Source organism: Synechococcus sp. B60.1, from assembly GCF_047462555.1.
In the GTDB taxonomy this organism is placed as follows: Bacteria; Cyanobacteriota; Cyanobacteriia; order Thermostichales; family Thermostichaceae; genus Thermostichus.
This window is the reverse complement of the sequence record NZ_JANSJN010000095.1, coordinates 1-10,888: the sequence shown is the minus strand read 5'-3', so window position 1 is coordinate 10,888 and position 10,888 is coordinate 1. Positions and strand designations below refer to the sequence as shown.

9 protein-coding genes are annotated in these 10,888 nt (G+C 56.3%); 5 read left to right on the top strand and 4 right to left on the bottom strand.

Features of this window, described 5'->3' with window-relative positions; translation table 11 throughout:
• Positions 1-107: 107 nt before the first annotated feature.
• Positions 108-1,298: a M20 metallopeptidase family protein gene (locus NW863_RS10480; protein WP_414366207.1), complete on the bottom strand. Its 1,191-nt coding sequence runs from the start codon at positions 1,296-1,298 to the stop codon at positions 108-110.
• Between the two features lie 121 nt (positions 1,299-1,419).
• On the bottom strand, positions 1,420-2,205 hold the full coding sequence (hisA, locus tag NW863_RS10475; RefSeq protein ID WP_414366209.1) for a 1-(5-phosphoribosyl)-5-[(5-phosphoribosylamino)methylideneamino]imidazole-4-carboxamide isomerase: 786 nt from the start codon (positions 2,203-2,205) through the stop codon (positions 1,420-1,422).
• An 88-nt stretch (positions 2,206-2,293) separates the two neighbouring features.
• Here hisA and NW863_RS10470 point away from each other — a divergent pair, with 88 nt between their 5' ends.
• Positions 2,294-3,640 carry a 16S rRNA (cytosine(967)-C(5))-methyltransferase gene (locus tag NW863_RS10470; RefSeq protein ID WP_414366206.1) on the top strand — a complete coding sequence of 449 codons (1,347 nt, stop codon included), beginning with the start codon at positions 2,294-2,296 and terminating at the stop codon, positions 3,638-3,640.
• A 33-nt stretch (positions 3,641-3,673) separates the two neighbouring features.
• Positions 3,674-4,486, top strand: a complete 813-nt coding sequence (locus tag NW863_RS10465; protein WP_414335762.1) for a TrmH family RNA methyltransferase — start codon at positions 3,674-3,676, stop codon at positions 4,484-4,486.
• A 15-nt stretch (positions 4,487-4,501) separates the two neighbouring features.
• Here NW863_RS10465 and recA read toward each other — a convergent pair whose 3' ends face one another.
• Entirely contained in the window at positions 4,502-5,629 is a 1,128-nt protein-coding gene (gene recA / locus NW863_RS10460; RefSeq protein WP_414366204.1) for a recombinase RecA, read from the bottom strand.
• A 226-nt stretch (positions 5,630-5,855) separates the two neighbouring features.
• On the opposite strand from recA, the gene lgt reads away from it, so the two are divergent.
• From lgt to NW863_RS10445, 3 genes are all read left to right on the top strand, one after another.
• Complete coding sequence (gene lgt / locus NW863_RS10455) at positions 5,856-6,704, top strand: prolipoprotein diacylglyceryl transferase (protein WP_414347756.1); 849 nt, start codon at positions 5,856-5,858, stop codon at positions 6,702-6,704.
• Positions 6,705-6,707: 3 nt separating this feature from the next.
• Positions 6,708-7,295: a tRNA (adenosine(37)-N6)-threonylcarbamoyltransferase complex ATPase subunit type 1 TsaE gene (gene tsaE, locus NW863_RS10450; protein ID WP_414366202.1), complete on the top strand. Its 588-nt coding sequence runs from the start codon at positions 6,708-6,710 to the stop codon at positions 7,293-7,295.
• 951 nt (positions 7,296-8,246) lie between these two features.
• Positions 8,247-9,680 carry a glycosyltransferase gene (locus NW863_RS10445; protein WP_414366200.1) on the top strand — a complete coding sequence of 478 codons (1,434 nt, stop codon included), beginning with the start codon at positions 8,247-8,249 and terminating at the stop codon, positions 9,678-9,680.
• 330 nt (positions 9,681-10,010) lie between these two features.
• Here the strand turns inward: NW863_RS10445 and NW863_RS10440 are convergent, their stop codons facing one another.
• The gene (locus NW863_RS10440; RefSeq protein ID WP_414366198.1) at positions 10,011-10,709 is read right to left on the bottom strand and encodes a pirin family protein; all 699 of its coding nucleotides are present in this window, start codon (positions 10,707-10,709) and stop codon (positions 10,011-10,013) included.
• Positions 10,710-10,888 lie beyond the last annotated feature (179 nt).

The window sequence follows — 10,888 nt, the reverse complement described above, 5'->3', positions numbered from 1 at the left end:
CACCCCCAGCCCCTCTCCCTCAGGGAGAGGGGAGCTAGGACTTGACGTTGCGAGCGGCTTCGTCAGTTATATTCCAGTCGCCATAGCTTTTCTGGGAAGTGCTCCCCTCAGCCCAAAGTCTTTCCGGTGTAGTTTTCAATGCAGCGCAAGAACAGCTCCACGCCAATGCCGAGAGCAGCTTCATCAAAGTCAAAGCGGGGATGGTGATGGGGATAATCTAGTCCTTTGGCAGGGTTGGCGGATCCCAGGAAAAAGTAGCAGCCGGGCACCTCGTTGAGGAAAAACGAGACATCTTCCCCGCCCAGGGTCATCTCAGAAACGATCGCGGCTTCTGAACCAAACACCTGGCGGGCGGCTTGTTCTACCAGGGCTGCTATGGCAGGGTCATTGTGAACCGCCGGATAGCCCCGCTCGTACTGGAACTCGTAGGTGGCCCCGTAGGCTTGGCAAATGCCGGCCACGATTTCTTCAATACGCCTTGCCAGCAAATCCCGCACTTCCGGCTGAAAGCTGCGCACGGTGCCCCAAATCTCTGCCCTGGGAGCGATGACGTTGAAAGTATCGCCGGCCCGGAAGCGGCCCACCGTCACCACCGCCGGCTGCAGTGGATCCACGTTGCGGGAGACGATGGTCTGCAAAGCGCTCACAATGTGGGATCCGACCACAATGGCATCCACCGTCTGCTGGGGAAGAGCGGCATGGCCGCCCCGTCCAATGACCTCGATTTGAAAGCGATCGGCAAAGGCCATCGAGGGGCCACTTTTGACGCCAATGGTGCCCAGAGGACGGTTGTTCCACAGGTGTAAGCCGAGGATGGCTTCTACATCTGGGTTCTTCAGCACCCCCGCTTCCACCATTGGCTTGGCTCCGCCGGGACCTTCTTCAGCGGGCTGGAAAATGACTTTGACAGTGCCTCTGAGGCTTTGGCGCTGCTGCTGCAGCAGCTTGGCGGTGCCCAGGGCAATGGCCGTGTGGCCATCATGGCCGCAGGCGTGCATAACGTTGGGGATGGCGGAACGGTATTCGACTTCGTTGGCCTCGTGAATGGGTAGGGCATCCATGTCGGCCCGCAGCGCCAAAACCGGCCCTGGCTCTTCTCCTGCGATGGTGGCCACAATGCCGGTGTGGGCGATGCCGGTCTGGTGCGGGATCCCCCAACTTCTCAGGCGGTGGCTGATGTAGGCGGCAGTTTGCTTCTCTTGGAAACCCAGCTCTGGGTACTTATGCAAGTGGCGGCGCCAGGCCACCAACTCCGGCTGTAAGGCTTGAACGGCGGGGCGAAGGGCGGGAACTTCCATAAACGCCTAGACAAGAGTCAGTCTGGGGAAGAGCTTCCTTCCCAGTTGGTTTCCCAGAAGCTGTTTAGTTACATGTCGGTTTCATAGAGTATGGCAAAAATTTTGCCAGGGCTGTTTCTTCCTAGGCCCACCGGGATCCCGTTTCTGGCGGCAGATCTTGCCAGCGGCCCGGCCCCACGGCGCGCAACGCCTCCGGCAGGGAGATGGCTCCTGAGTAAAGGGCCTTGCCCAGAATGGCTCCGGCCAAACCCGGCAAGCTCAGCAGGGCAAGTAAGTCCGTCAGCGAGCCGATGCCCCCAGAGGCAATCACCGGCAGGCGGGAAACAGCCAGAACCTGCCGCAACTGCTCCAGGTTGGGGCCGGCCAGGGTGCCATCCCGGCCAATGTCGGTGTAGATGATCCCGGCAGCCCCTTGAGCTTGTACCCGTTGCACCAGTTCGGTGGCCGGCAGGGGGGTGGTGTTCAGCCAGCCGCGGGTAGCCACCTGCCCTTGGCGGGCGTCAATCCCCACCCAGATGCGTCCTGGCAAGGCCTGAGTCATCGCCTCTAGAGTGTTGGGATCCTCCACAGCGACAGTGCCGACGATCACCCGATCTACCCCCAAGTCCAGCAACTGCCGCGCCCGTTCGAGAGATCGGATCCCGCCCCCCACCTGCACCGGGATGGCCAGTTTGCGGACGATGTCTGCAATGATGGGCAAGTTAACCGGATCCCCGCTTTTGGCCCCGTCCAGGTCTACCACGTGCAGGCGAGGCGCCCCTTGGGCAGCCCAGATTTCTGCCTGCTGGATGGGGTCGGCGGCCACCTGTTCCGCCTGGGCGTAATCGCCTTGGTAAAGACGCACGGCGCGGCCCTGCAAAAGGTCGATGGCGGGGATCACCTCGAGAAAGACACTGGCGTGAGGCATGATGGGATCCCTGGAGAAGAGCTTTTCCAGTATCGCCCAGCGGGGATCCTGGACAAGGGCAGCGGATAGGAAAACCTTTGGGGCGACCATGAACGCGCGTCAACTGGCCCTCTTGGCTCTGCAGAAGATCGAGCGGCAAAACGCCTACGCCGACCTGGTGCTGGAGCACCTGTTGGCCCATAGCCGCCTGATCCCCGCCGACCGGCACCTGGTCAGCGAGCTGGTGTACGGCGTTACCCGCCGTCGCCGCACCCTCGATGCCCTGATCGACTGCTTTGCCCGCCGCTCTGCCCACCAGCAACCGCCCGACTTGCGGCTGATTCTGCACCTTGGCCTTTACCAACTGGCTTTTCTGGATCACATCCCCCCCAGCGCCGCCATCCATACCAGCGTGGAATTGGCCCGCCAGGTGGGCCTGGGATCCCTGACAGGGGTGGTGAACGGCATCTTGCGTGCCTACCAGCGGCAAGCGTTGGATGGGGCGGAAAAGGATCCCCTCAAGCCCTTACAGGACACGCTGCCCACGGATCCGATTCAGGCCTTGGGGATCCGGCACAGCTTTCCCGACTGGCTGGTGCGCCTCTGGTGGGAGCGCCTGGGGCCAGCCGAGACTGAGCAGTTGTGCGCCTGGTTCAACCGAGCGCCCCACCTGGATCTGCGGGTTAACCCGCTGCGGGCAGATGTGAACAAAGTCATTCAAGCCTTGGCAGAAGTGGGGATCCCCGCCTCACCCATCCCTGAGGTGCCGGGCGCCCTGCGGCTAGGGCGGCCTGCCGGCGATATTAGGGCCCTGCCGGGCTTTGCCCAGGGCTGGTGGAGTGTTCAGGATGCCAGCGCCCAGCAGGTGGTGCATTGGCTGGATCCGCAGCCAGGGGAACGGGTGATCGACTGCTGTGCCGCCCCCGGCGGCAAGACCACCCACATGGCCGAGCAGATGCAGGATCGCGGCGAGATCTGGGCCCTGGATCGCCATCCCCACCGCCTGCGGCGCCTAGAGGAAAATGTGCAGCGCTTAGGCTTGCACTCGATCCGTCCCCTGGCCATCGACCTGTTATCCCTGAGCGCCGCTGCCGAACCCCCTGCCCCCCTGCCCCCCTGGCAGAGCGCCGACCGGGTGTTGCTGGACGCTCCCTGCTCTGGCCTGGGAACCCTGCACCGCCATGCCGATGCCCGCTGGCGCCAAACCCCCGATCAGGTGCAGGAGCTGGCCCATCTGCAGGGTCGGCTGTTGCAGGTGGCAGCCCGTTGGCTCAAGCCGGGCGGACTGTTGGTGTACGCCACCTGCACCCTGCATCCTGCCGAAAACGAGGCGGTCATCCAGTCTTTTCTGAACCGGCATCCCCACTGGGCCGCCGAAGGGGATCCCCTGCTCATCTGGCCCCATCGCCAGGATCGGGATGGATTTTTTATCCAACGGCTGCGCCGCTGCGATTAAGCCTTCCCCGTTCTATCTCTCCTCTTCCTCCGCATGGCTTCTGAGCTGCTCACCAGCCCAAAAAACCCTTGGATCCGGCAGTTGCGGCAGTTGCACCGCAGCAAAGGCCGGCGGGAACAGGGCGCCTTCTTAATAGAAGGATCCCACCTCCTCGAAGAGGCGCTGGGGGTCGGCTGGCCTCTGCGAGCTGTCTGCTACACCTTCGATTGGGCCGAGCGTCATCCCCAGTTGTTGGCCAGCCTGCCCCAGCATCTGCGGCGGCAGGCCGTCAGCCTAGAAGTGATGGCGGCCCTCTCTACCACCGAGTCTCCGGAAGGGGTTGTAGCTGTGGCTGTTAGCCGGCAAATCGCCTCCCCTCCCCCAGAGGCGTTGCGCCTGGGCTTGGTGGTCGAAGCCCTGCAAGATCCAGGTAATTTGGGATCCCTGATCCGCGTCGTGGCGGCCACCGGAGCCGATGGCCTCTGGCTAAGCGCAGACAGCGTCGATCCGGAAAACCCCAAAGTCCTGCGGGCCTCCGCCGGCCAGTGGTTTCGCCGCCCGCCGCAAGTCTTGCCCGACCTGCCCACCTGGATCCAGGCCTGTCGTCGCCAAGGGATCCAAGTTTTGGCCGCCACCCTCTCCCCTCTGGCCACCTGCCATTGGGATCACGACCTCACCCGGCCAACCCTTTTTCTCTTGGGCAACGAAGGGGCTGGCCTAAAGGCATCCACCATCCAGCAGGCCGATGCCCAGGTGCGGATCCCGATGGCTGAGGGCGTCGAATCCCTCAACGTGGCCATGACAGGGGGATTGCTGCTCTACGAAGCTTTGCGCCAGCGGCGAGCCCAGTTGAGAGACACAGCTTGAAGAGCCGCCCTCGTTTCACAACTCCTCATCTGCAAAGATGGGGGCCTCAACCTCTTCCTGCTCTCCCTCCTCCATCCCCCCCGGTCGGCTGGCAGAAACCGTTACCCCTGCAGAAAGTTTTTCCCGCACAGCCGCTTCCACCTCCGCCAGGATCTCCGGCTTTTCTTTCAGGTAAACGACCAGATTGTCTCTCCCTTGGGCCACATTCTCCTCTTTGTAGCTGTACCAGGAACCGCGTCGTTTGAGAATGCCCATCTCCTCAGCCAAATCGACAATGCAGCCGATGTTGGAGATGCCCTGGCCGAAGATGATGTCAAATTCTGCCCGCCGGAAGGGGGGAGCAACTTTGTTTTTCACCACCTTGACCCGCGCTCGGATCCCGTATTCTTCAGCACCTTTTTTTAGAGTTTGCACGCGGCGAATATCCAGCCGCACCGACGCATAGAACTTGAGGGCATTGCCGCCGGTGGTGGTTTCCTGGGGGCCGTAGCCCATGCCGCCGATTTTGGAGCGCAACTGGTTAAGGAACAGAACAATTGATCCGGTTTTGCTGACGTTGCCGGCAATCTTGCGCAGTGCTTGGCTCATCAGGCGGGCCTGTAGTCCCATGTGGGCATCTCCCATATCCCCCTCGATCTCGGCGCGGGGAACCAGCGCTGCCACCGAGTCCACCACCACAATGTCCACAGCAGCAGATCGCACCAGTTGATCGACGATCTCCAAAGCTGCCTCCCCCGTGTCTGGCTGGGAGATGAGCAGATTCTGGATATCCACCCCCAAAGCTGCTGCATAAGTGGGATCCAGCGCGTGCTCGGCATCCACAAAGGCGGCTGTTCCCCCTCGTTTTTGCACCTCGGCAATGGCGTGCAGCGCAACCGAGGTTTTCCCAGAAGATTCCGGCCCGAAGACTTCGATGATTCGCCCCTTGGGGTAGCCACCGCCCATGGCCAAGTCGAGGGTGATAGCGCCGCTGGGTATGGTCTCCACCCGCATCTGGGCCGCATCTCCCAAGCGCATGATCGCCCCTTTGCCGAAATTGCGCTCGATCTGGCCCAACACCTGATCCAGAGCTTTGCGTTTCTCCGACTTCAACTTGTCCAAGTCGTCTCCATTGTTCACGGCAGAAGCTTTGCTTCGGGTCATGGCCAGCACCCTCCCCCAGGAGTTGCGGTGGAAAATCGAGCCTGCATTCTAACATTGTCGCCTTGTTGCCCTCAGCGGATCCCTTTATCTCCCTCCAAATTGGAGTCAGCTCGTACCTTGCCTCAGTTCCCAGCTCCCCTCTCCCTCAGGGAGAGGGGCTGGGGGTGAGGGTCGCAGAATAGGTAGAGTGAGCTAGAAAGACCAGTTCAGGAATACCGCCGTGCTCATGACCCTGGTGTTGCAATCCCCCGGTCCAATTGTGTTCACCTGGGGCCCCTTCAGCCTGCGTTGGTATGGCCTGCTGATCGGCTTAGCCATGGTGCTGGGCTTGCTCCTGGCCCGCCACCTGGCGGCACGGCGCGGTCTTCCCCCCAATTCCATGTCTGATCTGCTGCTGTGGCTGGTGGTGGGATCCCTGCCCCTCGCCCGTTTTTACTACGTGGCTTTTGAGTGGGAGCGATATCGAGATGGCCCTTGGTGGAAAGTCCTGGCCCTCTGGCAGGGGGGGATGGCCATCCATGGCGCTTTGCTGGGGGGCAGTGCGGCACTTTACCTATTTGCCCGCCGGCAGCGGCTGAACTTCTGGCTGCTGGCCGATTGCATCGTTCCTTCCCTCAGCCTTGGCCAGAGCATCGGTCGCTGGGGCAACTTCTTCAACAACGAGGCCTATGGAGAGGTTTTGCCTCCGGATAGTTCTCTGTGGATCCAGCTACAGCTCCCCGACGGATCCCGTGTGCATCCCACTTTTCTGTACGAGTCCCTCTGGAACTTGGGCCTCTTCGGGATCCTGCTCTTTTTGAGCTATCGGCGTCAGCCTCCGCCTGGTAGCCTCCTGGGTCTCTACCTGCTGGGGTATAGCCTTGGACGCTTCTGGATCGAGGGGCTGCGCACCGACAGCCTCATGCTGGGGTCCTTGCGAGTGGCCCAGGGAGTGAGCCTGTTGCTCATCGGAGCTGGCTTGGCCGTGATGCTGACCGCCCAAAGACGTGCTTCTGCTCACCTAAGCCCAGTGAGGCCCTCACCTGATCTCTCGACAGGGATCCCCACCCCTGAGCACCCCTCGAAGGAGCCGTAAGCCATGGCGAGCGCACGAGATGAAGAGCTTTGGCAACAAGCTTCTCCTCTGGTGTTGCCCTCTGCCGCTGCCACCCAATCGCTGGCGGCCCTGGTAGCCCAGGCTGCCGTTCGCCTCCTTGACTCTTCAGGCCAGCAACACAACCCCCAGGGCAGGAGCAGGATAAACTCCCCTCCCGGCCTAGTGATCCTTCTAGAAGGGAACCTGGGCAGCGGCAAAACCACCTTTGTACAGGGCCTAGGCCAGGGCTTGGGGATCCCTGAACCCATCGACAGCCCCACCTTCGTGCTGCTCCAGGAATACCACACCGGACAGATCCCTCTTTTTCATTGCGATCTCTACCGTCTGGGATCCCCCTCTGGCGGAGCCGAGTCCTCAGCTCTCGACGATCTGGGGCTGGAAGAACTTTGGAGCCAAGCTGGGATCACCGCCATCGAATGGCCTCAGTACCTGCCCTACTTGCCAGCAACCTACCTCTGGCTGCGCCTAGAACCCGATCCTCAGGCAGAGGGATCCCGCCTGCTGTACGCCAAGGGCAGGGGATCCCAGCTCGCCCACCTTTGGCAGCAAGTGCTCTCTCAATTGAGTTAGCAAAACATTCAAAAAAAGAGCGAATTTCTATCCATAAAGTATAGTCACTCGCAACTAGGGTAAGCTGCCCAAGTGGTGACAAAAGTTTTCTAGATCTTTGTAGTCAAAGGTTCGATACTTGGATATATTATCGTTGTTAAGATAGAATATCTACTCTAGGAGAGACTTTCGCAGATCTTCGCTGGTTGACCAGGACAGTAGCAGTACTAAGTCAACCAATTCGAAAATATAGACTCCTAAACTACCGATGATCAAACTACTATCAGTTTTTCATCTCCTCTCTGCTCCGGCAAGGAAATAACTTGACAAACAACTGGATTACAGATCACACCATTTTATATAAGACTTTATCCCGCTTTGCGGCCAGATTCATAAGCATAGTTAGTTAGCAAAGCAGAGGTTGACTTTCGATCACAGTTAAGACCTAAAATTGCTAATTCGTATTGTTCCCATCTCCTTGCTATAAGTGCAAACAAGGGCATTTTTCTTGCTAGAGGTACTATTTTGAATCTTCTTGTCAATTCGGGAAAAGACCCCCGATTTTCTCCTAAAATCTAGATCCGGCAAGGCTAGGCTGGTGATGGCTCACTCCAAGGGATTGCGCACAAAGCTTTACATTTTCGGCCAGCCAGGGAACCCCAGAAAATCAGGTAGTCCAGCGGCTCGTAGGGGAGAGACCCTCCGAAGACCTTTATTCATTGTTTGACGGTAGCATCCAAAGAGTACACCCGTAGGCTGTCTTTTTTGAGGTTCAGCAGAGGCAGCCACAACCGTTCTAGCTTGTCTTTCAGCTTGGCAGTGTCCAGCGGGCATTCAAACACCGAGTCCTACCCCTACTGGCAGCACTGCTCCAAGCACTTAGCCAGTCCCTGCCTACGTGTGTTATAGTACGGCGGTGCTGTGACTGGATTACTGCCTACAACTACGAGAGCCATAAGCGGAGGATAAGTTATGGGCGACCTAAAAGCTGAAACTTTAGAGCCTCGCGTTCTCCTCAGTTGGCCAATACCGCCGGATTATATCCCACCTCCCATTTTCTCTAGCCGACAAGTAACTTTGTGCCCAGAAGAAATTGCAAAAGGCCTTGGCTTTAGCTATATTACTACCTCCGAAGACTTAGTTGAGTCCCCCTTAGGAGACTATGATATTTACGAGTTTGCGCAGGAATCAAATCGTATTAAAGATAAAGATTTTGATTTGGTTATTGTCTGGTCATCCGTCTTTAGCTCGAGAGTTTTAGGCACTAAGAAATTCGGCTGTCCAACTGTTTTGTTGGCTGGAGATACCCATCACGGGAGACTACTTGGAAGTAGTATTCAGCTTACGGAGCATTATCTCTCAAATTTTTTAAGCTATTGCAGACAAGAAGATTTTGATTATGTGGTGACCCCTCATAATCGCCATCACTTGCACTGGTTTGCTGCAACAGGTTTCAAGAATGTAGCATGGCTACCTCTCATATCTATGCGTACCATTGCTCATGAATGGATAGAAAATAAAGAGAAAAAGGTTGCTTTCCTAGGTCATCTGAGCCCGATTCATCCGAGACGCTGTTTCCTAGTCGGTGCTCTAAAGCAGCTTGAATTACCCTTGGTTGTCAAACAAGGGTCTAGAGAGGAAGCAGCCCATCTTTTTGCTCACTCTTTAATCTCCTTAAATTGTAGCTTAAATGGCGACATTAACTTTAGGAATTTTGAGATTATTTCTGCAGGAGGTTTTTTGCTCACAGATCGCCTTTCATTTGCTTCTGGTTTTGATGAGTATTTGGTTCCTGGCCTGTATTGTGATGTTTACAGCTCTCTCTCAGAGCTGATAGAGAAGATCAAGTTTTACCTGGAGAACCACGAGCTGGCTATAGAGATGGCTAAGCGAGCCCACGAAAAGTTTTTTTCAGAATGGCATCCTAAGTACAGAGTAGCTAACCTAATGGACTGGGTATTTAAGGGGGAATTGCCAGATTTTTACAAGGGGAAATCTGAGATTCGCTTTTTTATGAGCACTTCTCACAGCGATCTTATAGATACGAGGCTGGCCATCTATGAGCAAGTTCAGGATCTACATCAGTTTCAAGAGCAGCTAAAAGTTCTTGTCAGCCAAAGCTGTCCTCCGGTAATTGTGGCAGATTTGCTAGACTTGCCAAGGTTACAACTTTACGTCGAGTCTGGCTTCGCTATCTCCGATCTGCCAAACGACGAAAGAATCTTAGCTCGTATACAGGTGATGGATAGTGATTGCTGCTTTAAAGAGAAATGGGATGTTTTGATTATCAAGAGAAATGACCAACTGACAAGCTATGGATCTGCCTTCATCTCTAAGTTTGTTTTTATTTTAGGAAATAAAAACGAGATAGTGTTTTCTAATATGATAAAGCCAAGGTCAACTTAGCAGCTAATCCGTCTGGAAGTAATGATGACCGAACAATATGGACAATTTGCGTGCTCAAGTCAAAGTAAATAAACCGTGAAATCTTGATTTGCCAGAGTGCCGCCATAGAATGCGTCCTGGCTAATTTAAAGCAGTTTTATGAGATTTTCTCGACTTTGTGCCGCAACTCATTGTGTTTAAGAGTAGATGGGCATGACTTGAATCATTTTTCTGAACAACTTTACCTCGTAACAACCACATTAAGATGATTAAGATGATTGCAACATTGCAGACGGAATCTTTGGAAAATTCTAGCGATGAAGGTAGTCAAGATAGGACGAAAAGGCAATCTCAAGCCAAATCAAACAGCAATACTTCAGCACCATCTTTGCTAAAAAGATGAATCCCCCCTTCCTGAGCAATAGCTACGCCATCTCCTTCTTGCAAGGGCAGCCCGTTCAGAGTCGCATTGCCCCGAGCTACCTGCAGCCATGCGTAGCGCTTCTCATCCAAGCGTTGGCTGATGGCGTGTCCTGGCTCAATCAACGCCGCATAGAGATTCACGTCCTGATGCACAACCACGGATCCCTGGCGCCCATCCCGAGAGGCAATCAAACAAAACTCATTGGGATGCTCTGCCAAACCCGTCGCTTTTTGTTCATAACTGGGCTCCAAGCCCTCCTGCTCCGGCAAAATCCAGATTTGCAGCAGATGCACCTCCGCCTCCGATGAGGGGTTGTACTCGCTGTGCTGGATCCCTGTGCCTGCCGTCATTCGCTGAATTTCGCCAGGACGAATCCCTGATCTCGTGCCCAGGCTATCCCTGTGCTCGAGGATCCCTTCCAAAACATACGTAGTGATTTCCATGTCTCGATGTCGATGGGTCGAGAAGCCGGCGGAGGGTCTAATCCGGTCATCGTTAATTACTCGCAAGGTGCGAAAGCCCGCGTAGTGAGGGTCATAGTACTCCCCCAAGGAAAAGGAGTGATAGGTATCCAGCCAACTGAGCCGGACGTGCCCCCTCTCTTCCCCCTTACGCAAAGTCAGCATTGCATCCTCTCCAAAGCCCAGCCTTTGAGACCATGCTAATAGTCGAAGCCTAAGAATGTCTACACACAAACAGTTTTAGTCGCTATTTTCCCCACAGGGGAGCCGTCGGGGGGGATTTTGGTGTGGGGTATTGACATGTGGGTTGGGGTGGGGGTAGGGTAGTAAAGCGCCAATGAGGC

Excerpts from the sequence above, each read along its gene's own strand:
- recA (WP_414366204.1), bottom strand. The coding sequence starts at position 5,629 with ATGACCCGAAGCAAAGCTTCTGCCGTGAACAATGGAGACGACTTGGAC.
- NW863_RS10440 (WP_414366198.1), bottom strand. The coding sequence starts at position 10,709 with ATGCTGACTTTGCGTAAGGGGGAAGAGAGGGGGCACGTCCGGCTCAGT.
- NW863_RS10470 (WP_414366206.1), top strand. The coding sequence starts at position 2,294 with ATGAACGCGCGTCAACTGGCCCTCTTGGCTCTGCAGAAGATCGAGCGG.
- lgt (WP_414347756.1), top strand. The coding sequence starts at position 5,856 with ATGACCCTGGTGTTGCAATCCCCCGGTCCAATTGTGTTCACCTGGGGC.
- NW863_RS10480 (WP_414366207.1), bottom strand. The coding sequence starts at position 1,298 with ATGGAAGTTCCCGCCCTTCGCCCCGCCGTTCAAGCCTTACAGCCGGAG.
- NW863_RS10465 (WP_414335762.1), top strand. The coding sequence starts at position 3,674 with ATGGCTTCTGAGCTGCTCACCAGCCCAAAAAACCCTTGGATCCGGCAG.
- hisA (WP_414366209.1), bottom strand. The coding sequence starts at position 2,205 with ATGCCTCACGCCAGTGTCTTTCTCGAGGTGATCCCCGCCATCGACCTT.
- tsaE (WP_414366202.1), top strand. The coding sequence starts at position 6,708 with ATGGCGAGCGCACGAGATGAAGAGCTTTGGCAACAAGCTTCTCCTCTG.
- NW863_RS10445 (WP_414366200.1), top strand. The coding sequence starts at position 8,247 with ATGGGCGACCTAAAAGCTGAAACTTTAGAGCCTCGCGTTCTCCTCAGT.